We start from the raw sequence: 24,079 nt of genomic DNA on the forward strand, positions 1-24,079 counted from the left end.
TGTGTGTTCTCACACGGTTGTTGAAACGCCTTACAAATTTATCGGCTTAGCGAATCAACGTGATTATAGCACAATTGCCGGCGCATAAACTTGTCGTTTTTTACTGTGATTTTGTACAGAATTAACATTGCCGCGAGGCGTATCCGGGATTGTTTTTTTATAGTAGAAATTGAATTCTTGCAGAGGCTTGGGCTATACTTTTCATAGTTTGAAATAAGAATATTTTGGCAGATTCGAACTGACGGCGAGATCATTTAGGAAATAAGGAGTCCGAACATTTGTTAAGGAAAAAAAGAAAAGAGAGATCTACCTGGAGAATCGTCGCCCTGCTGGCGCTGTTTCTGTTGCTGCTGGCGGGTTTTCGCATGCTCTGGATCGATGGGTTTTACCATGGGGATCATCTTCGGGCCGTCGGCGGCCGGATGGACTTGCGGGGCTGGGGGACGAATGAAAAACCGCCGGTGGTCACCCTGGACGGGGAATGGGAGTTTTATCCGTATGATTGGCTGATCGGGCCGCGGGCGCAGGACGGGCCGCGAGCCCCGGCCTTGATCCAGGTCCCCGAAGGCTGGGACGACCATCTGAAGCCGGGGGAGAGCACCCCTTACGGCTACGGCACTTATCGGCTGCGCATTCTTGTCGAACCGGGGAGCTCCCGGCAGTACAGTTTACGGATTACGAGTGTCCGCAGTTCCTCCGCGATTTACGTAAACGGGCAGCTGCTTCATAAGTCGGGGGAGCCTGCGGAAAGCGGGCGCGATTACACCGCGGGAAATATGCCGCAGACCGTTTCCTTTCAAGCCAATAGCCGGGGGGAAATGGACGTCGTCATACAGGCGGCGAATTATAAAGATCCGCGGGAAGGCGGCATCGTTCGTTCGGTGAAATTCGGACTGAAGGAGGCCGTCGAACGCGAAACCCAGATATCCATCGCCATGCAGCAATTGGTGGCCGTCGTATTTTTGATGCATGCGGGGTACGCCTTTATTATGTTCCTGGTGGGCAACCGGGATCGGCGGCTGCTCGCTTTCTCCGTCCTCTGCGTCAGCGCCATGATGATGTACCTGTTGGGAAGCGACGAGAAATTGTTCAGCTACTGGTTTACGATGGATTACGATTGGAGCTTTAAACTGGTACATATGTCCATGGTCTTTATCGCTTACTCCATGATCCGCTGCGTCAAAGATCAGGTTCCCCGGTTCTGGAGCAAGCTGTCGCCGGGGTACGCCGCCCTTTGCGGGGCCGGCTTGCTGCTCGCGGTTTTCCGGCCTGTCCGGGAAATCGTCCTGGCTCAGCCTTTGTACGGCCTTCTACTGGGCGTATCTTTATTTATCACGATAGGTTCCATGATCCGGACGTCCTTAAGAGAACCCAAAAACCAACTGCTGCTGCTTCTGTCCGTAACGGCCTTCGCCAGCAATCTGATTTGGTGGGGCATTCAATTGTCCCTGGGGATCAAGACGGTCTTCTACCCGTTCGATCTTATCTTTTGCATGGCCTGCTTTGTCGCCGTTTGGTTTAAAAACTACTTCCAGGTTCATGCCGATACGAAAAAAATGGCGGCAAAGCTGCAGCGGGCGGACAAGCTGAAGGACGAGTTCCTCGCCAATACGTCGCATGAGCTGCGCAATCCGCTGCACAGTATGCTTAACCTGTCGCAAGCGGTTCTGGAGCGGGAGAAACCAACGCTGCATCCGCAGAGCGCCAAGGAGCTGGAAACCGTTATGAACGTGGGGCGGCGCATGTCGCTCTTGCTGAACGACCTGCTGGACACGATGAGCTTGCGGGAAAATGCGCTGCGCCTTCAGCCTCGGCCTTTTGCCGTGCAGAGCGTTTCGACGGGGGTCCTGGATATGCTCCGTTACATGGCGGAAGGCAGGGGAGTGAAGCTGATCGACGAGATCCCGGAACATTTGCCGCAGGTTTTCGCCGATGAGAACCGGGTGATTCAAATGATGTTCAATCTGCTGCATAACGCGTTAAAGTTCACGCCGGAAGGGGAAATTTCGGTCCGGGGATATGTGAAGGAAGACAAGGTGCATATCGCCGTCAAGGATACGGGGATCGGCATGGACGGCGACACGCTGCGGCGCGTGTTCGAGCCTTACGAACAGGCCGACTCCGGCAGGATGCTCACGGAGGGCGGCTTCGGGCTCGGGCTCGGCATCAGCAAACGTTTGGCGGAGCTGCAGGGCGGGACTCTGCGGGTGGAGTCTTCTCCCGGCCAAGGCTCGGAGTTCGTATTTACTCTACCGCTGGCCAAGACGAAGGCGGAAGAAACGGCGCCTTTGAGATCGCTTGGGCCGCTTCAGAAAGCGGAAACGGCTGCGGCCAGCGCCGAGACTTCTAGCGCCGAGGCTTCGAGCCCCAAGGCGCTTACGCCTGCTAGGGCTTTTGCGGTAACGCCGCCGGGGCCGGTTCCGGAGGGGGACCGCTCGCGGATTTTGGTCGTGGACGACGACCCGGTGAATCTGGATGTTATCCAGGCGATCCTGGACGCGGAAGATTACTCCATTACGACGGTTACAAGCGGGGAAAAGGCCTTGAAGGCGCTCGATTCCCGGGAGTGGGATCTGGTGCTCTCGGACGTGATGATGCCGCGCATGTCCGGATATGAGCTGGCCCGGCGAATCCGCGAACGTTTTTCCGTTACGGAGCTGCCCGTGCTTCTGCTGACCGCAAGAAGCCAGCCCGAGGACATTGAGCAGGGATTTTTGGCGGGGGCGAACGATTACGTCACCAAGCCGGTGGATGCGAAGGAACTCAGGTCCCGTGTCCGGGCGTTAACGGAGACCAAACGATCGCTCCGCGAGCGGCTTCGAATCGAGGCGGCCTGGCTTCAAGCGCAAATTCAGCCGCATTTTTTGTTCAACGCGCTGAATTCGGTTTTGGCCCTGAGCGAGACGGAACCGGATCGGATGCGGGATCTTCTGGAAGTGTTCGGAGAGTTTCTGCGGGACAAGTTCAGACTGCAGAATAAGGATGAAGCCGCCCCTTTGGAGCAAGAGTTGAGCATCGTCCGGTCTTATTTGTACATCGAGCAGGTCCGCTTTGGCGACAGATTGTGCGTGGAGTGGGACGTGGATGAGACTTGCCGGGACCTGGAAATCCCGATGCTCACGATTCAGCCTCTGGCGGAGAACGCGATCCGGCACGGGATCACGATTCGTTCCCGCGGCGGGAAGATCACCGTTCGGGTTAAAGACCGGGGGGACTACGCCGAAGTTCTGGTCGAAGATGACGGTGTTGGCATGGAAGAGGAAGTATGGCGGCGGGTGCTGGACAGCGGGACGGACAGCCGGACCGGCGTGGGGCTATGGAATACGCATCTCCGTTTAAAACGGCATTATGGGCGGGGGCTGCAGATTCACAGTGTCCCCGGTCAGGGAACATCGGTGTCTTTTAGAATCCACAAGGAAAACGGCCGCGAAAAATAGCAAAAATCAGCATTTGCGTCCCTGTGTTATAATATGAGTCGAACGTTTATTTCCGGAGGCAACCATGAATAAGACCATTGGGATACTGGCGCATGTGGACGCCGGGAAGACGACCTTCTCGGAGCAACTGCTCTATTATACGAAAAGCATCAAAAGCCGCGGCCGGGTCGATCATCGGGACGCGTTTCTGGACAGCCATCAGATCGAGCGGCAGCGGGGGATTACGGTATTTGCCGATCAGGGCCGCTTCGCCTGCGGGGATTCCGTCTACTACCTGATCGACACGCCCGGGCACATGGACTTCTCTCCCGAGACGGAGCGGGCGATCCAGGCGATGGATTATGCGATTATTCTGGTCAGCGCCGTGGAAGGCATCGAGGGGCAGACGGAAACCGTATGGGAACTGTTGAAGAAGCACGAAATTCCCTGTTTCTTCTTCATCAACAAAACGGATCGGATCGGTGCGGACGCGGCCCGTGTGGCCAAGGAGCTTCGCCGGGAATTCGGGGCCGAGCTATGCGCGCTGCCGGGCCACCTGGCGGATGACGGCGGGATGAGCGATGCCCTGGTTGATTTTATCGCCGAGCGGGACGAATCCCTGCTGGAATATTATTTGGAGCACGGTTACGCCCCGGACCGGTGGATGAAGGTAATGCGTTCTTTGTTTAAAGAGCGCCGGATCTTCCCGTATGCGTACGGTTCCGCCTTGCAGGGAAGCGGGATCGAGGAATTCCTCCGCACGCTGGAGCGGTTGACGGTGACGGACTATACTAGGGAGGGCCCGTTTGCCGGGCGAGTTTACCGGATTCGCCATGACGAACAAGGAACGCGCGTTACTTTCATTAAAGCGTTGAACGGGACGCTAAAAGTAAGGGATACCCTGGAATACGGGGACGCGCAGAGCCCGGTGACCGAAAAAATCACCCAAATCCGGTTGTATAACGGAAGCGAGTATAAGACGGTCGACCAGGTAGAGGCGGGCGAACTGTTTGCCGTGACCGGCTTGAGCCGGGCCCAGGTCGGGGATGGCGCGGGAGCGCTGCGGGAAAAGGCGAAATATGAAACGGCCCCCGCGTTAAGGTCCAAGGTCATCTTTGAACCGAAAGTTCATGTCAAGGAAGCGCTGGCCTATTTTAACCTGCTGAATGCGGAAGATCCTTCCCTGAATGTGGTTTGGGAGGACAAACTCCAGCAAATTCATATTCATGTTATGGGCCGGATTCAGCTTGAAGTATTGGAACAGCTCGTTTACGAGCGTTTCAAGTTAAAAGTGGCCTTTGACCAACCGGAAATTTTATATAAAGAAACGATCGACAACGAAGTCGTCGGCCGCGGCCACTTCGAACCGCTGGGGCATTACGCCGAGGTTCACCTGCGCCTGCAGCCGGGCGAACGCAACTCGGGGATTACCTTCGAGAATGCCTGCCATGTCGACGATTTATCCGTGGGCCATCAGAATCTGATTCGGCACCATTTGTTTGAGCGGGATCATCACGGTTTGCTGACCGGTTCGCCGCTGACGGACATCAAAATCACCCTGCTGACGGGGAGAGCCCACAACAAACATACGTCGGGCGGCGATTTTCGGGAAGCCGCGTTCAGAGCATTGCGCCAGGGTCTGGAAAAGGCGGATAACCTCCTCCTCGAGCCGTATTACCACTTCAAAATCAAAGTGGACACGGATCACATCGGACGGGTGATCTCCGATATCAGCCAGGCCAACGGGCGGTTCGAGGCGCCGGTGGCGGAGGGGGGCCTGACGGTACTAACCGGCACGGTGCCTGTAGCGACGTTTATGGACTACGGGAGCCAGCTGGCCTCTTTTACCCAAGGAAAAGGGAAGTTAAGTCTGACGCTTGCGGGATACGATCGCTGTCATAATGAACGGGAAGTGATAGAGCGGATCGGCTACGATAAGGATGCGGACCCGGAGTATACGTCTTCTTCCATCTTTTGCGCCAAGGGACAGGGCTATACGGTGGCTTGGGATGAGGCGGAAGCCAAAATGCACGCTTGACGCTTTATAATGCACGCTTTATTAATGAAGAAAAAGGAGTTTATAAGCTAATGGATTTCAATCAAGTCATGGAAGAAAACAATATCCGGCATGCGATCGTGGGGGAAGTGCAGACGTCCTTACGGGATATTTTGGGCGGACTCACCAAGACCCGGCTGGCCTCGCTGGCCAGAACCTACAGCATCCCCGGCAGATCCAAAATGAAGCAGAGCGAGCTGATCCAGGCGGTTCATGAAGCGCTGGTCGACTTAAACCGTCTTGAATCGACGATCCTCCTGCTGGATGCCGAGGAATGGGAGCTTTTTGCCTCCGCGGTGGACCGCAAGTCCAAACAGGACAACTATGTGCCGTATGGATTTTACGCCTTCTTGCTGGATCGGGGTCTGTTATTTACCTACTTCCACGAGGGCGCGCTGCATTTGGTCATTCCGGAGGAAGTCCGGGCCGCCTACGCCCGGCTCAATACGCCGGAGTTCCGGGAAGCCCGCGGCAGAAGGGCGCTGGTTTATCAATATTTGCTGGCGTTGACCCATTTATACGGGGTTTTTCAGCCGGAGAAGTTGGTGGACATTTTCAACGGCCAAAATGCGGACGAGCTCACCCTGGAAGAGTTCCATGGTCACCTGGACGATATTCTCCAGAGAGAGCGGGAATTTGTGCTGCAGGACGGTTGGCTGGTTGACGCGGGCCTGGCGCAGAGCGGAGAAGAAGGCGAGCTGGAAGCTTTGCTGGAGCGAATCCAGGGCAAGCCGTATTATGTACCGGAGCAAGCGGAGCTGCTTCGTTATACGGATGATGGCTATTTCGAGATGACGCCGCAGCTCGAGGCATTGAAGAAGTTTGTGGTCGGCAGCATGGGGCTGGACGAAAAGATGGCCCATTACCTGGTGGACGACATCCAGCTGGCTTGTTCCATGGAAGCTCCGATGCAGGGGCTGATCTATGAGTTTGAACGCCGGGAGCTGGTGTTCGACAATGAGGAGCAAGTGCGGCAGGTTGCTCAACTTTTGGTGGATGTGTCCAACCATACGCGACTCTGGTCCAACTGCGGACACACGCCGGCGGAGCTGGGAACCGGGAAGTCATCCACGATACCGACCGTGATGGGGAGAACGAGCAAAACGCCGATTCGCGTGGTCAAGGTTGGACGCAACGATCCTTGCCCATGCGGCAGCGGCAAGAAATATAAAAAATGCTGTGGCCAATAACCGATGATCTCGGACGGCCATAAGCTGGGGAGGCTTCACACCAGGCGCATGAAATGTGCCGGGGTGTGGAGCTTTTTTTGCTTGTGCGGATATTTACCTCGGGTGATTGGGCGCCATCGCTGGCTGCTTAGGCGCATCGAGGGCCGTTTGGGATTCTAACGGACGCAGTAGCTGCTATTTTGCGCATTGAGGCCGTTTGGAATTCTAACGGACGCAATAGCTGGCTGCTTAGGCGCATCGAGGGCCGTTTCGGAATTCTAACGGACGCAGTAGCTGGCTGCTTAGGCGCATCGAGGGCTGTTTCGGAATTCTAACGGACGTAGTAGCTGGCTGCTTTGGTGCGTCGAGGGCCGTTTGGGATTCTAACGGACACAGTAGCTGCTATTTTGCGCATTCAGGGCGTTTTGGAATTCTAACGGACGCAATAGCTGCTATTTTGGAAAAACGGCCTGATTTCTGAAGCAAAAGTAGGGATTAGGCGCTATTATTTCCGTTAGAATTTTCAAAAGGCGGAAATGTACGAAATAGCGGCTATTATTTCCGTTAGCTCTCGGACTTGAGTGCTTGAGTGCATCAGTGGAGCAGCGCAGCTACGGCATCTTTCGAAACGGGACTTCAATTCCCTCGTCCACAAATATCATCCTCGCCACATCGATATAGCTCATCGTATTGCGGATCCAGTATACATGGGGCTCGACTTTGAGCAAACCGGCGGCCAGTTGGTCGGGAAAAGAAACAGTCGGACTGATTGATTCGATGTCAATTTGAATCGTAAAACTAGTTTGGTGTTCGTCCGCAAGCCGATAAGTTCCTTCAAGGTCATTCCATTCCTCGGCCGCGCCGGCAACAGACAGGACTTCGGGATGCTTGGGGGGAAGACCGGCGGCGCGTCGTTCGAACTCCTCCTGAGGGACGGCGGCGGAGTGACTCAACAGGTCCAGCAGTTGCAGCTCGTAGGCCGGGCTGACTTCCTCGTTGGTAAGCAGAACCGTTAGGTCGTCTCCGGACCATGAGCACAAGGCGTGGGCCGAATAGCCGGGCCATCCTCCGGAATGGCCGAAGGCCTCCTCCTGAATGATGAATCCGTATCCGTATCCGTGCCCCCGGCTTAATGGAGAAGCGGTGATCGCGCGGGATACAAGTTCATGGGAAACCAATTCCCCGCGAAGAAATCCCTGCATAAATCGGGCCACCTCCGCGGCGGTCGCATAAATTCCGCCATCTCCGTCATAATGGCCATACAGGCGATCGATCTGTTTGAACAACGGATCTTTCGTCACCGGGGTAAATTGGCGCTCCCGGTAATCGTACAATTTGCCGACGGCGATTTGTTCCGGGTCGGGCCTTGTGGTGGTATGCCGGAGTCCCAGCGGACCGGCGATGTTGTTGCGCAGACAGGCTTCATAAGAAAGTCTGCTTGTCCGCCCGAGGATTCGGGCGAGCAGAACATAGTTCGTATTGGTGTAAAGCCACCCTTCACCCGGGGTAAAATAAGGCTCCCAGTCGCCTTTCAAAATAGCCTCCACGTTGCCGAGCTCCGGATTGAAATATTCGGGTATCCCGGAGGAATGCGTCAGCAGGTGCTCGATCGTGACCCGGTCATAGGGAGCGCGGGCTTCGAACCAGCCGGTCAGCGGGTCCTCAAGCCGGATTGTGCCGCGATCGATGAGCTGCAGAATCATGGCGGCGGTGTACATTTTGGTTAAGGATGCGATGTAAAATAGCGTGCTTTCCGTGATCGGCCGGGTTTGTTCGAGATCGGCATAACCTATCGTCAGCTGCCTGCCTTCTTGCCCGCCGGTTTGCAGATACACCGCACCGTTGAATTTTAGTTGTTCCAATGGTTGACGGATAGAAAAAAGAGACGTTCGCATAGTTAATCCTCCTAATTATTTTAGACAACTAACATATTGGGGACGGGGAATTCAACGGAATTCCTCCTGGGCAATCTTCATTAATTTTGCCGTAATCCGCTCCAAATCCCCGAGTTCGGCCTGTGTCAGTTTGGCGTACAGTCGCTCGGCCACGGCGCGCTGGACCTGCTCCTGCTTGTCGAAGTACTCCAGTCCTTGCGGACCCAAGGTAATAAAAACTTCGCGCCGGTTATCCGGGTTGACGGAACGGTGAACGTATCCGTTCTTTTCCAATTTGGCGATCAGCTGGCTTACGGCGCTGGAGCTGATGTCCATCTCCAGGGCGAGCTCCCCCACCGTGATTTTTCCCGCAGCATAGACGATGTCCAGCAATACCGCCTGCTGTGTGGTGAGCTGACTGGCTAGAGCCTTCTTGTACTGCTTGAAGATCAGCCGGTTTATGGCATATTCGGCTTCATTGATTTGTTTAACGCGAGCGTACAGGTCCAAATGAACACCACCAATATGTTAGATGTCTAAAATATTAAAAGAACGCGGAAAAGTTGTCAATCCCGCGCAACCATGGAATCGGGAGATCGCCGGATTGCTGCGTGGTTTGAGTTGTAGTAGATTAGTCTATGCATCCATCCGAATGACCGCTTTTACCTAAAGGAAGGAAGATATAGATGAAACCGATCGTTTTAAACAGCCGATTAAATAAACAGCAATTATGGAGCGGATGCCTGCTGGCGTCGATAGCCCATGCGATCATGGTCGCCCATTACCCCGAATTTTCGTACGAACACTCCTGGGATGGAGATAACTACAGTGTTGTCGACGACTCGGGAGGAAGAGGGACGATTACGTTCAAAGAGAACTATTGTGTGGGGGCTTTTCGGAGCGAGCAAGACACGCGCCCGGATATGCCTACAGCGCTGGATTTCTTTGCGGGGGCGCCACGGGAAGTTGTGGAGTTGGCAAAAACCGAAACTTTGGAATATTTGCTGGATCAGCGTGAGGATGGTACGATTTCCCCGTCCATAACGACCGCTTTTTGGGGAGATCACGAGACGATGACTTCGGTGGATCATATCGTCGGACTCGTGCAATACGGCGGGTATTTGCTGGATCGTCAACTGATGGAGCCGGAAACCGCGATTGAATCGTGGCGGGATTATTATGATATGACTGCTGAGCAAGTAAACTTGCTGAAGTCGATATATGAGAGGAAAATTAGTAATCCTCACGGGAGCATCGTTTTGTCCCGCGGGGAGCTCGAAGTCATTGGAGCGGAAAGCCCCGAGGGTTGGAGGGAGAGCCGGACATCGTTTGAGGAGATGGGGATAGATTGGGAAGATGACAGTCTGGGAAAATAGGCCGTTTGCTGCCGAATTGAAGTTATAGTAAATTTGTGGGTATGATTAGGGATTATTTCTAAGGAGAAGAGAGATCTCCGAAATCTCTCAGCTTCGCCAAGGAAGTCGCCGAGCAAGCAGGCCACTCCTCGATGTTGGCGATTCCCGGGAAGAACCCAGTGGAGGTCACAAGTATTGTGTTTAATGAGAAAGTACGTGCGGTTTTGGGGGCTAGAGCCTTACTCGATGATAATGATCCTAGAATTACGCAAAAGTGGACAGAGTTAATTGATTTACTTAGTGAAGATGAAGGATTAACATTAGGTTTTTTGAAAGAATGTTCGAAAACGGAAATCTCATTTCTTAGTGAAGTATTTGAAGATGTAGCATACAACCTACAAAGTAAAAAATACATAGAGTTACTGTACCAACTAGATAGAAGGTATCCGGACTTAGAACTTAAGAGACACATTCAAATCGCTGAAGATTACATGGGTTAGTTTGTGCGGCATTCACGCCCACAGGTATCCAAATCGTATTTAGCCCACGGCGGTCAGGGTACCTAGTTAGCGCACACTCCAACCCTTCCAACTTCAAAAAGATGCAAATCTGCAGGTATTTAAGCCTGATCCCGGAGGGGATTCGCAAAAAAGATGCAAATCTGCAGGTATTTCTAGCGATTTTCTAGAAACGAGCCGGTTTCGTCGAAAATGCCTGCAGATTTGCAGGCATTTTGAAATTCTGGTTCCAAACAAGAAAAAAACATGCAGATTTGCAGGAATTTTATTCGTGAGCACGGGAAGCAACACAGTAAGGAGTACAATCTTCCAAGAAAAGGGATTTGAGAGAAGCCGTTCAACCGTTGCAATAGAGAGTTTGAAATATAATAAATTTGCCTCGGTATCATTATATTTCTGTGCTTCATTTTATTTAACGTTTTCTTGGTCACCAAACTTCTCCTGCATGTATTCTGCGCTAACCTGGAGGCTCTTAATCGGATCGTTATCTATCCAATTTTTATGAGTTTCTAAGATGACCCCTTCTACTCCGTTTTTGATAGCAATTGCCGAGAGTGTATCCAGATCCATATTTCCATATCCTAACTCCGTAGCGTTTTCTTTCAGTATTGGTGTCATATAAGGACCTGATTTGGTATAACCGCGGTCATTGATATGCCATAATTTCATTCGGCCACCCAGTTTTTCCATCAAGGCCGGAACATTAGCACCACCGTCGGCCATCCAGTAACTATCAAACTCGAAATTGACATAGGCAGGATCTGTTTCTTCAATGATGATGTCGTAAGCTGTTTTTTCGGAGGTTACCTTTTGCAGTTCAACATTATGATTATGATACAGAAGACGTATTCCTTCTTCCGATAGAGCTTTTCCAGCCTGATTCAGACGTTGGGCAAGTTCCTTCACATCATCCAGACTACTGTAATCAAATTTGTACATCCCAGTAATCACTACAGTATCTGTCCCAAAATTCTTCGCTTCATCGGCTATCGCTTTAGCATCGTTCTCAATGCTCCCCAGATTACTATGTATGCTTACGACCTTTAGTCCGCTTTCTTGAATCAACTTCGGCCAATCGAGCTTGCCGCCATTGCCAATAGGCATACCTGAGAATTTTGTCATTAATTTTACAAGCAAAGAAGATTTGTGAATCATAAAATCATTCAATTCGATAGCTTCATAACCTGCGTTTTTGATAGCAAGTAATGTCTGTAGAGCATTATCATAATTATTACTCATGGTTCCTATCATAATCTGTTGAACTGCGGTCGTAATATGTTCAGGGTCATTCTCATTATTGCTTCTTGCAGCATTGTTTTGTTCTGCGTGCTCCGTTTTGTGTGAATTCACTATTCTGTTAATTCGGACATTTTCTTTGATTTGATAGCCGGCAATAAGTACGATCACGAGACTCATACACACAATGATTACGGTTAATATTCTTTTTTTATTTTTTTTCACGTCCACCTCTCCTTTTCATTGACATATTTCACTAGCACTTTAAAATGATATCAACATATGTCTATTTTGCAACCGACAGATGCTTTCAAAATGTCGAAATACAATGGAGGAACTATGTCAGAAAAAAGTAATGTCAACCAGAGGGTTATGTTAACAAAACGCTTGATTCGCGAGGCTTTATTAAAAATGCTAAAGACAACAAAAATAAATAAAATATCCATACGAGAGTTATGCCAAGTCGCAGGAATTAATCGGACTACATTTTATAATCACTATGGAAGTCAATATGATGTATTAAATGAAATTGCTGACACGTACATACAAAGCACTTCATTTACCGTTATAAATGATATGGCGGCAGGCAAAAATATCGATGAATGTCTGACTCAGGTTCTGCAATATATAAAAGACAATCTTGAATTTGCAAAACTTGTATTAGATCTAGATAATTATGACCTACTCTCCCACATCAAAATCTCACTACCGCAGTTTGATCATATGGTCATTAAACACTTACCGGAAAACCTGGATTTGGAGGAAAAGAAGGCGATTGCTTCGTACGTTCAGTATGGAACAGTAAGACTTCTTAAAGAATGGATTCTCTCCGATTGCTTGAAGCCGCCGGAAGAAGAAGCACAGCTAATTTTAAAAATCGCCGGAAGAACAATCGGTGGCTGATAAATCGCACATTTCCGTGATTTTAGAGTTACTCGGGTAATGCGGTTAACGCGTCTCCGGCCGCCAATTAAGCCCTTCGCCCTGGATGAGTATGACAGCCTCCTATGTTATAATGAACATAGCTCCCGCATTCGCTGCCGGGGGTTTTTTATTGTGAAATCATGCTTGAAATTCAAGCGGTGAGAGGTGGAGTAACCGGGCAATGAGATACTGGTCGATATTGGGGATTGAGGCGACGGCGGATAAGTCCTTGATTAAAAAAGCGTACGCCAGGCAATTGAAGCTCCATCATCCGGAAGAGGATCCGCAAGGGTACCAGCAGCTTCGCGAAGCTTTCGAATGGGCGATGAAGCGGGCCGGCGATCCGGATCAGGCCGGGGCGAGTGTTGCGCGGGAAGCGGATGAATGGAACGAACCTATATATGAAGAAATCGCGGTTATGCGTCAAGAGGATTTTCAGGCAGAGGCGGACCTTCGTGTGCCGACCGGGACGAAGCCGCATCCGGTGCAGGTATTTTTTGAAAAGATGAGGAACCTTTACGACGACTTCCCCCGCCGGATCGATCCCGAGGCGTGGACCGCGCTCATGGCGGAAGATTTTATGTGGAATATGGAGTATCAGGACGTTCGGGTGAACGGTTTGATGCATTTTTTGGAGAGACATCGGCATATGCCGCGGGAAGTATGGACGGTTCTGGACCACTCTTTTCGGCTGCTGGAGTCCAAGGAAGCACTATATGAATCTTACGATGAGGAGGAGGTGGACTATATCCTGGAGCAAATCCGGGGAACCGCCGAATTGGGATACGAATGTTTTGCGGAAAAGGCCTTGGATTTCGATATCGAGCATTACCTGGATCTTAGGCAGGAAGCTCAGTCGGCCCTGAGAGAGGACGACCTGGAGGAGGCCGAAGCGGCATTGACCGAGGCGGCTGGGATGTTCCGGGAGGATCCCGACTTGTCATTGATGCGGGCAAAACTTTACCTGGGCACGGGACGGAAACCTGAGGCGATGGGGTGCCTGGAACGGGTCCTTGACCTGAGACCCCGGGATCGGGAAGCCCGGCAGCTGTACGCCCAAGGGTTGTTTGAGGAAGGGCGGTATGAGGACGTTATCCGGCAATGCGAGTCGGCTCGGGAACACTACACCCCGGATCAGGATCTCCTCGCCTTGTCGGCCGAGGCGAAGCTGAAGCTGGGGCAAGTTCAGAGCATTTGGGAGGAGTACGCGGAGGCGCGGCCGACATGGGAAGAATTCTATCACTTCCGGTACAATGTGATGCTGATCATGCTCCGGAATTCCCGCCTCTACCCCCAGGAGCATAATCCCAATTATGCCGAGCTGAAAAAGATGGCGCAAAAAGCCCGCCGCTGGACTTACGTCCTGATCATGTTCCGTCTAAGCTGGCTGTATTTGTTTCTGTTTGCGCTGGTCTATTTTGTATTCCACCTGCCGCCGGTGTCACTCTGGGTGCTGCCGGTCATTCTGGGCGGATGCGCCTGGAAAACCTGGAGAGCCGCCAGATTGTCTTTTACATAAGGAAGAAGGGGGGATTCAACGATGTCGCATCAATACAGCAAGCGGCAGCGGAAACGGCTGGAGTTGTATTTTCGCTGTCTCACGGCAAGCTGCTTAAAAGGCACGCTGCAAAACTATTACGTGGCGTACGAGTTTGGCCTGATGGAACGGCTGGTTCGCAAGAGCGTCATTCGCGACGTCCTTAAAACATGGAGCATCCAGGATGCCGAAAGTTTAAAGCGGAAAATCCGCTGGCTATTGGATGACGGGGACCGTGAGGAGTACCTCGTTCGACACCGGTATCTCACGGCCCTCACGGGTGACGCGCGCAGCCGGTATCTCGAGACGATCCAGAGGGAGCAGGGCGAGAAGGAATATGCCAAATGGGACGTTGTGAACAAATGCCTGCATCAACTGCCTTCCGGCGATGTCAGTGCTTATGGCGGGGCCTGGGCCGTTATGCTTAGCCGGGTGGGCGTTTCCAAAGGTTTTTTGAGCAAGGAAGAAGCTTGGGAAATCAAGCTGGAAGCCGCAACCCTGCTGCAGAACAAATATAACAGCTGGAAGGAGTTCTACTGCGCCTATTTATGCGGTAGCCATTATTTTGATGACAAACCGGGGATCACCAAGTATTTGAAAATTTCGGCGATGTACGATCTGCTGGCGGAAGGAACACTGCTGTACCGGAAACTAGATTGGAAGGAAAAGCTTCTGCCCGAGTAATTTGGTGAGGATGGGGTGCTCTGTCGGTTTAGAAGAGAAATTGGTTGCCGCGGCCGGATCCCTCTTTATGATGCGGGCTGGTCAATAGTGATGGATAACGGTCATTTGAGGCGTTATTTTGTCGAAATTGTCCCTTCGGTGAGAAATAGCGGTCATTTGGGGCCCTATTTTAGGGAAAAACGGGCCGAAACCTGTTTTTTGGACCCGCATCAGTGAAATAAGGTCCTTTTTGGCCGCTATTTTTCCCGAAAACGCAAATTGGGTCGAAATAACGGCCCAAAACGCCGCTATCATAACAGGCGGCAAGAAAGATTGCGGATAGGCAGCACCATGTCAGGTTTAATCAAGTTGGAAGGTGAAGGCCCGGTTGGTGCAGAAAATTGGTTTAGAAACAAGGAGGTGCCAGGCTCAAAATGACCCCAAAGTGGAAAAAAGGCCTGAAATACGCGGCGATCGGCTTGGCCGCGGTTTTGCTGGCGGCGGGCGGCGGATTCTGGATCTATGCGCAGGACTACTACCGGGCGGACGCGGCGGCCCGCCAAGTGCTGGCCGAACCGTCAGGAAAGGTGGAGGCGCTGGAAAAGATGTGGGTGTTCCGCCCGGACCCGGAGCAGACGGGGCGGGAGCGGGACGGCGGCAGCCCGGGGCTGATTTTGCTCGGGGCCTATTCCGCCGCGGCCATCCCCGAGGATCTCCCCACGCTGGAGATTTACGGCAGCGAAGACCGGGTGCTGGACCGGAGCAAGCTGCCGGTTTCACCGAACACCCTCCTTGAGATCGCCGGCGGAAACCACGCGTACTTCGGCGATTACGGGGAGCAGAAGGGGGACGGCACGGCGGCGATCTCCCGGGAAGAGCAGCAGCGGCAGACGGCCGAAGCGATTGTGAAGTTTATGACAGATGGCCATGAACGCTAAGCCGAGCCCTGCCTCCAGCCGATAATAATAATGTACATTGTACATCACCTCGCAATGGAGGAGCTCATCTTTTGAAGACAATCATGAAAACGACGTTTAAGCTTGTGCTTCCTTTCGCATTGCTGGCATTGGCTTATTTGTTCTACACGAAGACCACCGCCTTATCTCCGGCGCAGCTGGATATGGTGAAATGGGCCCCTTACGGGATCTTTCTGATCGGGGGCATCATATCCTGGAAATTCAACCGCAGCCGGGAATTTTTTATTCTGACGGTGCTGGCCCTGGGGCTGGCGGCGTATACCGATCTTGCCGGGGCGCTGACGCTGAAAGGCTTGGCGGCGCGCAGAACGGATCTTCACCTGCTGATAAGCCTGCTGCTTCCGTTCAACATCGCGCTGTTCTCTTTTTTCCGGGAGCGGGGGATTTTAAGTCTATGGGGGATTTTGCGGATCGCCGCGATCGCCGCCCAGGTTGGCCTGGCATACTGGCTGCTGGATCCCGCGCGGCAACCTCTGCTGCAAACGCTCGGCAAAACCTGGATCCCGGCGGTAAAATCAAGCGCGCTAACGCCCTTGTCTCAAGTTTCACTGCTGCTGTTTCTGGCGGCGCTGATCATCCTCATTGTTCGGCAGGTCTCACACCGCTCATCCCAGGATATTTCTTTTATCGCGGTGCTGTGCGCCCTGTTCTACGCCCTGCATCAAACCGGCGGCGGTAATCCGGTGCTTTACGCGGTGGCTTTTGCGGTGTCGGGCATCATCCTGATCGTGTCGATCATCCAGGACTCCTATTCGATGGCGTTCTCGGACGAACTGACCGGACTGCCTTCCCGGCGGGCGCTCAAGCAGGATATGATGAAGCTCGGGATGAATTACGCGATCGCGATGCTGGACATCGACCATTTCAAAAAGTTCAACGACACCTACGGCCATGACACGGGGGACGAGGTGCTGAAGCTGGTCGCCTCCACGATCAAGGACGTGACCGGGGGCGGGAAGGCGTACCGGTACGGCGGCGAGGAATTTACGATTCTTTTTCCGGGAAAAAATAGCACCGACGTTCTGCCCCATCTCGAGGAATTACGGGAAAAAGTTTCAAAACGGGCCTTTACGCTGCGCCGGAGCGGCAGGGGTAAAGGCAAGTCCGGACGGAAAGCGCGGGGCCGCGGCTCCGGCAAGGCAAGATCAAAACAAATTTACATAACGATCAGCATCGGGGTTTCCCAAAAGAGCGACAAACATAAGACGCCGGACACGGTGATGAAATCCGCGGATACGGCCCTGTATCGGGCTAAGAAAAAAGGAAGAAACTGCGTGAGCAAATAAAAAAGGCAGGGGGATCGACGTGAGCGGGAAAATCCAGACCATCGAAACCATCGAGAGCACCGGATCGATCGGGATGATCGAGTCGGCGGGCGCAGAAGCGCTTGGGCGCAATACGCGATTAAACGGCGGGGATGCCGGCAAGGCGGGCGGGGGAACAACAGGAGCAATAGGAGCAGCAGGAGCAACCTACCGGATCCGCAGCGTCATTTCAAGCAGTGAGCTGGCGATTGTGTACACGGCACGCCAGGAGAAGGCGGGTGTGAAGTGCGTGATCAAGGAGTTTTTTCCGCGGGCGCTCGTGCGTCGGGGCCGGGACGGCAAGTCGGTGCACCGGCGGACCGGGATGCCGCAGGAAAAATACGGCACGCTAAAAGACGCCTTCCTTCAGGAAGGCGCCCTGCTCCAGGACTGCGAGCATCCCGGTGTCGTGCGGTGCCTGGACCGGTTCGAGCAGAACGGCACGGCGTATCTCGTGATGGAATACTGCCCGGGCCTGACGCTCGATCAGGTGATCGGCGGCCGCCCGGACATGGCGGAGCCCGGCTTTCTGTACCGGAGCATCCTGCCGCTGATCGGGACGGTGGAGCATCTCCACCGCCGCGGCGTGATTCACCGGGATGTGAAGCCGGGCAACATCATCATCGATGAGCAGGGCCGTGCCAAGCTGCTCGATTTCGGTTCGGCTGTCCGCTATGAAGAGAGCGGCCATCCGATTCTTACCACGGCCGGGTATTCGCCGCTCGAGCTGTACTCGGAGCACTCCCGGCAGGGGCCGGTGAGCGACGTGTACGCCATGGCGGCCGTGCTGTACTACTGCTGCCGGGGCGAGGCGCCGCGCGACGTCCGGCAGCGGCTGTTCGACGACAGCCTCGAGCCGCTCGGCGCCGGACTCCGGCGGTCCTGGCCGTTCCTGGCCCGGGCCGTGCGCCGGGCCCTGGCCGTTTCGCCGGAACGCCGCGCTTCCTCGCTGAACGGGCTGAAGCGGGCGATCCGGCTGGAGTATTTCGCTAGCCGGTCTTTCCTGCAGAAGCGTCGGTCCGGATAAAGATATTCGTATTCGGCTTGATCGGTTTATACCGCAGCTCGATTTCCGTAATGCCATCCTCGAATGTAATGTACAATTTGTCATTATATTCGAGGATTTCTTGTTTGTTCTTCGGCAGCGGGGTGCGGTTGCGCACCAGGGAGCAGCGGGTGGTGTTCTTGACGTACAGTTTGCCGCCTTTGGCCGGCTTGAACACGATGTGTTCGGCTTCCGGCAGCGGTTCGTTGACGTCCAGACTGCGGAACAGTTCGCCCAGGCTGACGCTTCTTCCCGTAAAGGAGGTCAGCGGCCACGATTTCACCGGCACTTCGCTTCCGCTGGCCGTGGCGAGAAAATAGCCTTCCAGCTTCCCGGCGAAGCCCGGTTTGGGGCGGAGCCACAGGTACAGCAGGAACCCGGCGGCGACGGCAGCCAGACCTCCGGCGATGGACCAGAACACCGCGGTATATTTGGATTTGACGGAAAGCTGCAGCACCGCCGTCGCGGTCTCCCCTTCCGGATCCGTCGCCGTCAGCGTAATGGTTCCGTGGCCGGTTCGCTGCGGGGAAATGCGCAGCTTATCGCCCGCCAGTTCGGCCGAAACGCTCCCGCCGTCCGCGGCTTCCCCCTGGATTTCATACACTAACGAATCCCCGTTCTCATCCGTAAACAACTTGTCCATCGGCAGTTCGGACAGGCCGTCCTCCTTGATTAACCCCAGTTCAAGCGGGCCTGTGACCGCCGGGGCCAGGTTGGCTGCTTTTACGGGCGCCACAGGGCTGTCCCGGTAAAAGCTCGGGCCGTTCAGCTTCACGTTCCACGCGTATTCGCCGGATTTCGGAAACGTATACTCGGCGGTATACCGCCCGCCTTGCAGTTTCATATCCACGCTGGTTTCCTCGTTCGTCTTCTTATCCAGTACGACCAGCTTCGCGCTCATCCCCGCATAAACATCCAGATCCTCCAACGGCTTGCCCGGGCCGGCGGCGGTGAGATAGGCTTCGACGCCGGTCGGCTTGCCTTTGAGCACGGTGTCGGCGGTCAAGCGGGCCTCGGCCTCGAGCGCATAGCTTCCCAGCAGGCTGATTTTAACCAAATCTCCCGTCGTTCCTCTGAATTTGACTTTGGCGGTCCCTTGTCCCGGTTCTTTAATTTTGATCAAGGTATAGGTTCCCGATTTGAACATCCGGATGTTCTCGGAGTTGTAGAACAGCTGGGTCTCCTGCAGCGGATGTTCGGACAGCAGGATGATATTGGCCTCGCCCATGCTGGAATTCGGAATGTCCACCGGGACTTCCTGAAGCTTGCCGGTCGCGGTCACCCCGGCGACCGGCATCAGCACGGATCTCATCTGCGCGGCGAAGATCTGATTGAAAATCTCCGGCAGATCGTCGGCACTGCTCGTGATGTAAGAAGCCCCGCCGGTTTCGGCCGCGATCCGCTCCAGTTCATCCGGATTCACGGTCCCGTCATGGTTCAGGCCGATCGTGTAGATCGGGTAACCTTCCTTCCGCGCTTTTTGAATCGCGCTTTCCACGTCTTTCGTCGAATCGGCCACCGTCCGGTTGGTCGGCGACACGGGACCGAAATCGGTCTCCCCGTCCGACAGCAAAATCATGAAGGGAATTCTTGCCCCGCTCCCCGCATCCGCTCCCTTCTTACCGGCCGACAATAGATTGCCGCCCTTCACCAGTCCCAGGCCCAAATCCGTATAACCGGTTCGGCGCAGTCCGGCCATCGCCTGTTTCAGTCTCGTGCGGTTGGCCGTCACGGAAATCGGAGTCAGCGGCGAAGACGCCACGATATGATGGTTATAGGCGACGAAGCCGATCCGCGTCCGGCTGGCCTCACTCATATCCATGAACATATGGATGACTTCATTCGCCGTTTTATTCGGGTCGGCGTGGTTCATGGAGTAGCTTGTGTCGAGCACGAATACCGCGTCAAAGGCATCCCCCGGATTTTTTGGCGAATCCTCAGCGGAAACATGCGGAAAAGTGACAAAAATCGGAACAAGTAACGTAAAAATTAAAAACAGGATAATAGTCCTAAAAGTCATTTTGCCTAAGGAGGCGAATTTTTGATCCATTTCCATCCTCATCTTCAATACCCGCCTTATGTACTAGAATGTGTCGTTTGGAGCGAAAGTGACCATCGGATTATGTATATCTAAGGATATATCGGATGCAGTTCATGAATTCTGTATACAGTTCCAAAAATTAGGACTTTCATTGGATAAAACTCCCTCTATTTCATTTTTGTATAGGCTATAAGTCCCTGTGTTGCTCAGAGATTCAAGATATTGACAATTTGTCGAGGCGGCATTTATATTTACCCCTAAGACCCGGGTAATGCGAACCACTCGCTTATCATTTGGGTCCGTATCACTAAGACGGTCGACTGCCGTCGAAAAACATCAGTATTTCAAGCGTTCGGCAGGGATAAGGTTTGGAGCGAAGCCGTCAGGCCGAAGACGCTTCGGAAACGGGAGGAGGAAAAACACGGTGGACATTATTAATCAGACGAATCGAACGATGCTGTTCGAAGAGATCAATCCCGAGAAGCTGGACCTGATCACGATCGTGGGCGATGTCAAAGGCATCGACAGTCTGAGCGACGACAAAATCAAAGAGATCAACGGACATCTGCTGGTCCGCAGCTTCGACGAGTTCCTGAACAAGTTCTCGCCGACGGTGTACTCGTTTTTTAACGCGGCCAACCAAAAGGTGGTTTACACCTTGAAAAAGCCGGAGGGCATCGCCGAGGACGCGATCTCGGAAATCCGGATCGATCAGAACAACGATTTCCTGAAAATGCTGTTTACGCTGATCGACACCAAGCGCAGCCAGGGCATGACGAACGTGGATTTCAAATTCGAGCATCTGCTCGACATGATTTCCCCGAAAAAAGTGATGGACGATATCCGCCAGGTCCGTAAGGAAATCCATTACCTGTACGGACAATACGAGAAACTGGACGACGAGGATCCGAAAAAACTCGATATGGGCGACAAGCTGAACGCCATGTTCGAGGAGGCCAGCGCGAATTACAACAACGTCATGGCGATGCTGCCGCTGGCGATTGAGGATATCAAGACGCGCCTGTTGCTGGGCGGATCGAACGAGGAAAACGACGCCGAAGCGGTTCAAATCGGCATGCTGATGATCGGCGAGAGCGGCGAACTGAAAATCATCGAAGCTCCGAAGAGCGAGAGCACGGAACTGGTGCTGCTGGACGAGCATGGATCCAACGATTTGGCCCAGGTGTTTGAAGAGGATTACAACTCCATCACGGAGGCGCCGTCCGGATACGTAAAAGATCTGGTTGTACGTACCTTTAGCCCGCTGCCTGCCGTGGCCGGCGATGTGAACGTCGAACAGGAGGTTCAGAACTACAACACCTACCTGGAGTTCTATAAAACCGCGAAGGACGATTTCGTGAAGACCGTCAAACCGCTGGTGGAAAAAATCCTCGGCGTCAAAATGTTCTTCGACCAATACGCGGTCAAAAACAAAGGGATGGCTCCCTCCCTGCTCGTGACCAACACGAAGCTGGAAATGCTGGTCAAGAGCGCGAACATTCCGCGGCTGGAAACTTACCTGAACACGGTCAACTCCAAGAACGATTTCTCGGATACGATCTGGTTCGGCATCGTTCCTTCGGTGGAACTGGAGACCGCCGGCAAGGTGAAGGTCACCCGGGAGCGGTTCAAGGGGAACGAAAAGATCGCCAAGCAGGACGGCAATACGATGGAATCGCTGTCCATGCTGATGCAGGTCGTCAAAGAGTTCAAAGTCCAGATCTTCTTCAGCTTCGAAACCGGAGAAGAGACGACGTTCAACAACATGGCGACGGCCGGCATCGACAAGTACATCGACAAATGCGCGCCGCTCATCCGCAAGGAATACAGCGAATACGCGATTCCGTGCATCCCGAACTTTACGGTGATCCCGAAAGAGAAATCCGGGGTGGTCATCGACAGCCGCATGGTGCAAACGGAAAACGGGGCCCAGCTCTCCCGCGAGAAGGAAGACATTCTCAAGCTGTGGATCGAAGGCGTGTACGTGGGCGCTTCTTACGTGGCCGCCGGGATCGTCTCGGCCTACCAGTGTCCGGAATATCTCAAGGAATCGTTCAAAAATACGAGCAAGGATTTCCCGGGCGTGCGCTTCGACATCGAAGCCGGCGAGAACAGCCTGCGGGCCGTGACCACCATGGCGAAGGAAATTACCGGGTTCACGAACACGATCAAGGATTCGATCAACCGCAAGAATTTCGGCTTTATTTTCTCTTCGGAAAACGCTCAGTTGCAAGGCAAGGACATCCGCCGCATCACGGTCTACAAAGCGCGCAGCCTGGCCCAATCCGAGGACGGCTTCGATTCCATTTACAAGACGCTGGTCAGTACATATATCGAGCGCATCCTGCGATTCCAGACCGCCGATTTCAAGCATGAGAATATCGTCAAATTTTTCAGCAACAACCCGAGCAGCCAGAAGAGCATGTGGTTGTCGAAACGCGGCTTTATCAACTCGATCATTCAGGACGGGGACGATATGAGCTACGTCATCGACGAGAAAAACAACCTGTGCCATATCGACCTGATCTACAACGGCAACGTGAAGAACCTCGAGGTCATGATCACGAAGGGCACAAGTGCCGTGAAGATTTAGGTGTGGCAAACCCATTGATGTATGTGGAAGACGCGGCCTAACGGCTCGTCTTGTTACATAAATTTTCGGCCCTGAAGCCGAAAGGCTTCGGCCGAGCACTAATTTTTCTTAAGGAGGAAATGTACTTATGGGATTCAGATTGAAAGTGGAAGGCGCAGAAACGATTGAACTGGGCTTGGACAACATTCAAAAGGTGATTTATGACACCGACACGCCGGACGATTCCAACGCAAGATCCACCGATGTGGGCTCTACGCTGAAAATCATCGGCAAGGTCATCACCGCCACCGACGGGGACAAAGCGGACGACACGCTGAAATTGGCGCAATGGTCCCTCGTTCCGGCCGAAAAAGCGGACTGCTACCGCAAACTGACGCTGGAAGTCATCGCCGCTGACCAAGTGGTTCGCGAAATCCACTTCCCGAACGCTTTCGTGGTCGACTACAAAGAAACGTTTGGCGACACCGAAGGGGTAGGGCAATTCGAGCTTTACGTGAAGCAAAAGAAAGACAAAACCGAGTTGGCTACGCTTAACGGCGGATACGACTTCGGCAAGTAAGATTCGCTGGAACTGCGTCATGGGGCAGTGACGGCAGGTAAATCTCAAGGGGGCTTCCCCCTTGAGATTTACTGTAATTACCTTGCTGGTAGGGCAAGGATTCCAGAGGGGAAAGCGGGGAAACGCGGATGACCGATTACTATGCGCAACTGGGCGTTGCCCGTGATGCCGGGATCGCCGAGATCCGGCAGGCTTACCGCAAGCTGGCCAAGCGCTACCATCCCGATGTCAACCGGGACAACCCGGAGGCGGAAGCGCGCTTCAAGCAGATCGTGGAAGCATATGAAACGCTGAACGACGAGTCGCTTCGGGCGGAGTACGACCGAAAGCTGGATTCGGTGAAGAGCGGACGCGGCGGCACGCAAAGAAAGACCGGAGGAGCCGGAACGGGATCGGCGGCAGGTCGGGCGGCCGGCACAGGCGCGAACGCGAGCGGGGTCGGGATCGACGGTTTTGATCCGGTGCGCATCCGACAGCAATTTGAGCAATTTTTCGCAAAAGTTTCCGGGAACCGTGAACAAGAAAACGGCCCAGGGGCCAAGGCGGAGGAGGCGGGAAAGAACCCGCTGGATACGACCGCGATGTTTGATCAATTTTTTGGATATCGAAAAAAGTAACCGACACGACCGTATAGCAGAAGAAATATGGATGATGAATTACGGATGAAAATACGGATAGCGTGCGTGATTAAGGATGGCGTACGGAATTACGGATAGCGTACGGAATTTGGATGGAGTACGAAATTACGGATAACGGAATTACGAATGACGTACGGAATACGGATGACAGCTGGAATTACGGATGACTGATGG

18 protein-coding genes are annotated in these 24,079 nt (G+C 53.4%); 14 read left to right on the top strand and 4 right to left on the bottom strand.

What is annotated here, in order from left to right; genetic code table 11:
• Positions 1-278 precede the first annotated feature (278 nt).
• The 3 genes from FRY98_RS23210 to FRY98_RS23220 all read left to right on the top strand — a co-directional run bounded on the left by FRY98_RS23210 (position 279) and on the right by FRY98_RS23220 (position 6,662).
• On the top strand, positions 279-3,437 hold the full coding sequence (locus FRY98_RS23210) for an ATP-binding protein (RefSeq protein ID WP_338114623.1): 3,159 nt from the start codon (positions 279-281) through the stop codon (positions 3,435-3,437).
• A 64-nt stretch (positions 3,438-3,501) separates the two neighbouring features.
• On the top strand, positions 3,502-5,454 hold the full coding sequence (locus FRY98_RS23215; protein WP_148456613.1) for an elongation factor G: 1,953 nt from the start codon (positions 3,502-3,504) through the stop codon (positions 5,452-5,454).
• A 50-nt stretch (positions 5,455-5,504) separates the two neighbouring features.
• Positions 5,505-6,662 (top strand): SEC-C metal-binding domain-containing protein, encoded by a 1,158-nt coding sequence (locus FRY98_RS23220; protein ID WP_148456616.1) that lies wholly within the window; start codon positions 5,505-5,507, stop codon positions 6,660-6,662.
• Between the two features lie 590 nt (positions 6,663-7,252).
• On the opposite strand, the gene FRY98_RS23225 is transcribed toward FRY98_RS23220, so the two are convergent.
• Together FRY98_RS23225 and FRY98_RS23230 are read right to left on the bottom strand one after the other, a co-directional pair.
• Positions 7,253-8,536, bottom strand: a complete 1,284-nt coding sequence (locus FRY98_RS23225; RefSeq protein ID WP_148456618.1) for a serine hydrolase domain-containing protein — start codon at positions 8,534-8,536, stop codon at positions 7,253-7,255.
• 51 nt (positions 8,537-8,587) lie between these two features.
• Positions 8,588-9,025, bottom strand: coding sequence for a MarR family winged helix-turn-helix transcriptional regulator (locus FRY98_RS23230; RefSeq protein ID WP_148456620.1), 438 nt, complete (start codon positions 9,023-9,025; stop codon positions 8,588-8,590).
• 176 nt (positions 9,026-9,201) lie between these two features.
• Here FRY98_RS23230 and FRY98_RS23235 point away from each other — a divergent pair, with 176 nt between their 5' ends.
• Together FRY98_RS23235 and FRY98_RS23240 are read left to right on the top strand one after the other, a co-directional pair.
• Positions 9,202-9,891, top strand: coding sequence for a hypothetical protein (locus FRY98_RS23235; protein WP_148456622.1), 690 nt, complete (start codon positions 9,202-9,204; stop codon positions 9,889-9,891).
• Between the two features lie 176 nt (positions 9,892-10,067).
• Positions 10,068-10,370: a hypothetical protein gene (locus FRY98_RS23240; RefSeq protein ID WP_148456624.1), complete on the top strand. Its 303-nt coding sequence runs from the start codon at positions 10,068-10,070 to the stop codon at positions 10,368-10,370.
• A 426-nt stretch (positions 10,371-10,796) separates the two neighbouring features.
• Here the strand turns inward: FRY98_RS23240 and FRY98_RS23245 are convergent, their stop codons facing one another.
• Positions 10,797-11,849 (bottom strand): sugar phosphate isomerase/epimerase family protein, encoded by a 1,053-nt coding sequence (locus FRY98_RS23245; protein ID WP_211373351.1) that lies wholly within the window; start codon positions 11,847-11,849, stop codon positions 10,797-10,799.
• A 114-nt stretch (positions 11,850-11,963) separates the two neighbouring features.
• Here FRY98_RS23245 and FRY98_RS23250 point away from each other — a divergent pair, with 114 nt between their 5' ends.
• The 6 genes from FRY98_RS23250 (at position 11,964) to FRY98_RS23275 (ending at position 18,056) form a co-directional block, all read left to right on the top strand.
• A complete protein-coding gene (locus FRY98_RS23250; protein WP_148456626.1) occupies positions 11,964-12,527 on the top strand; it encodes a TetR/AcrR family transcriptional regulator in 564 nt (187 codons plus the stop codon).
• Positions 12,528-12,729: 202 nt separating this feature from the next.
• Positions 12,730-14,067 (top strand): tetratricopeptide repeat protein, encoded by a 1,338-nt coding sequence (locus FRY98_RS23255; RefSeq protein ID WP_148456628.1) that lies wholly within the window; start codon positions 12,730-12,732, stop codon positions 14,065-14,067.
• 21 nt (positions 14,068-14,088) lie between these two features.
• Positions 14,089-14,769 carry a DUF1266 domain-containing protein gene (locus FRY98_RS23260; RefSeq protein WP_148456630.1) on the top strand — a complete coding sequence of 227 codons (681 nt, stop codon included), beginning with the start codon at positions 14,089-14,091 and terminating at the stop codon, positions 14,767-14,769.
• 413 nt (positions 14,770-15,182) lie between these two features.
• Positions 15,183-15,686, top strand: coding sequence for an alpha/beta hydrolase (locus FRY98_RS23265; RefSeq protein ID WP_148456632.1), 504 nt, complete (start codon positions 15,183-15,185; stop codon positions 15,684-15,686).
• A gap of 71 nt (positions 15,687-15,757) precedes the next feature.
• On the top strand, positions 15,758-17,011 hold the full coding sequence (locus tag FRY98_RS23270) for a GGDEF domain-containing protein (protein ID WP_148456634.1): 1,254 nt from the start codon (positions 15,758-15,760) through the stop codon (positions 17,009-17,011).
• A 19-nt stretch (positions 17,012-17,030) separates the two neighbouring features.
• Entirely contained in the window at positions 17,031-18,056 is a 1,026-nt protein-coding gene (locus tag FRY98_RS23275; RefSeq protein ID WP_225039817.1) for a serine/threonine-protein kinase, read from the top strand.
• On the opposite strand, the gene FRY98_RS23280 is transcribed toward FRY98_RS23275, so the two are convergent.
• Positions 18,019-20,136 (bottom strand): VWA domain-containing protein, encoded by a 2,118-nt coding sequence (locus FRY98_RS23280; protein ID WP_225039815.1) that lies wholly within the window; start codon positions 20,134-20,136, stop codon positions 18,019-18,021. The genes FRY98_RS23275 and FRY98_RS23280 overlap by 38 nt on opposite strands.
• 403 nt (positions 20,137-20,539) lie before the next feature.
• On the opposite strand from FRY98_RS23280, the gene FRY98_RS23285 reads away from it, so the two are divergent.
• The 3 genes from FRY98_RS23285 to FRY98_RS29235 all read left to right on the top strand — a co-directional run bounded on the left by FRY98_RS23285 (position 20,540) and on the right by FRY98_RS29235 (position 23,884).
• Positions 20,540-22,708, top strand: coding sequence for a transcriptional regulator (locus FRY98_RS23285; RefSeq protein ID WP_148456636.1), 2,169 nt, complete (start codon positions 20,540-20,542; stop codon positions 22,706-22,708).
• A 127-nt stretch (positions 22,709-22,835) separates the two neighbouring features.
• Positions 22,836-23,267 carry a membrane-associated protease 1 gene (locus tag FRY98_RS23290; RefSeq protein WP_148456638.1) on the top strand — a complete coding sequence of 144 codons (432 nt, stop codon included), beginning with the start codon at positions 22,836-22,838 and terminating at the stop codon, positions 23,265-23,267.
• Between the two features lie 128 nt (positions 23,268-23,395).
• Positions 23,396-23,884 (top strand): J domain-containing protein, encoded by a 489-nt coding sequence (locus FRY98_RS29235; protein WP_148456640.1) that lies wholly within the window; start codon positions 23,396-23,398, stop codon positions 23,882-23,884.
• Positions 23,885-24,079 lie beyond the last annotated feature (195 nt).

This window comes from Paenibacillus faecis, from assembly GCF_008084145.1.
Classification (GTDB): domain Bacteria; phylum Bacillota; class Bacilli; order Paenibacillales; family Paenibacillaceae; genus Fontibacillus; species Fontibacillus faecis.

Excerpts from the sequence above, each read along its gene's own strand:
- FRY98_RS23220 (WP_148456616.1), top strand. The coding sequence starts at position 5,505 with ATGGATTTCAATCAAGTCATGGAAGAAAACAATATCCGGCATGCGATC.
- FRY98_RS23260 (WP_148456630.1), top strand. The coding sequence starts at position 14,089 with ATGTCGCATCAATACAGCAAGCGGCAGCGGAAACGGCTGGAGTTGTAT.
- FRY98_RS23290 (WP_148456638.1), top strand. The coding sequence starts at position 22,836 with ATGGGATTCAGATTGAAAGTGGAAGGCGCAGAAACGATTGAACTGGGC.
- FRY98_RS23255 (WP_148456628.1), top strand. The coding sequence starts at position 12,730 with ATGAGATACTGGTCGATATTGGGGATTGAGGCGACGGCGGATAAGTCC.
- FRY98_RS23225 (WP_148456618.1), bottom strand. The coding sequence starts at position 8,536 with ATGCGAACGTCTCTTTTTTCTATCCGTCAACCATTGGAACAACTAAAA.
- FRY98_RS23215 (WP_148456613.1), top strand. The coding sequence starts at position 3,502 with ATGAATAAGACCATTGGGATACTGGCGCATGTGGACGCCGGGAAGACG.
- FRY98_RS23265 (WP_148456632.1), top strand. The coding sequence starts at position 15,183 with ATGACCCCAAAGTGGAAAAAAGGCCTGAAATACGCGGCGATCGGCTTG.
- FRY98_RS29235 (WP_148456640.1), top strand. The coding sequence starts at position 23,396 with ATGACCGATTACTATGCGCAACTGGGCGTTGCCCGTGATGCCGGGATC.
- FRY98_RS23235 (WP_148456622.1), top strand. The coding sequence starts at position 9,202 with ATGAAACCGATCGTTTTAAACAGCCGATTAAATAAACAGCAATTATGG.
- FRY98_RS23250 (WP_148456626.1), top strand. The coding sequence starts at position 11,964 with ATGTCAGAAAAAAGTAATGTCAACCAGAGGGTTATGTTAACAAAACGC.
- FRY98_RS23280 (WP_225039815.1), bottom strand. The coding sequence starts at position 20,136 with ATGAGGATGGAAATGGATCAAAAATTCGCCTCCTTAGGCAAAATGACT.